Source organism: Bradyrhizobium sp. 23AC (genome assembly GCF_054863025.1).
The window spans coordinates 1-277 of the sequence record NZ_JAVAYN010000124.1 but is presented as its reverse complement, the minus strand read 5'-3'; the positions used below and the strand labels follow the sequence as shown (position 1 = coordinate 277).

Sequence of the window (277 nt, the reverse complement as noted above, 5' to 3'; positions counted from 1 at the left end):
ACCACTGCACCATTATTTTGTATATAAGTAGAAGTTGTATCCTTGTTAATTAGCCAACTAGCAAGCTTTGCACTGGTATTGCTAGTATAATCTGATGATGCACGCACAGTAATTGTTACACTATCTATAACAACATCATTAGTGCCATCATCTGCACTGAGTTCAAATATCAGTGCTTCGTCGGTTAATACCTCAGGTGCTACAAACTCTGTTGACGTTGCAGTACTTAAAGATAAACTAACGGTTGTGCCCGATGTTTGCGACCAGCTAACCGATA

1 protein-coding gene is annotated in these 277 nt (G+C 39.4%); it reads right to left on the bottom strand.

Annotated features, from left to right (window positions below):
- Positions 1 to 277: PKD domain-containing protein (locus RAD10_RS41740; protein ID WP_461622012.1), on the bottom strand; the 277-nt coding region annotated here is incomplete at both ends.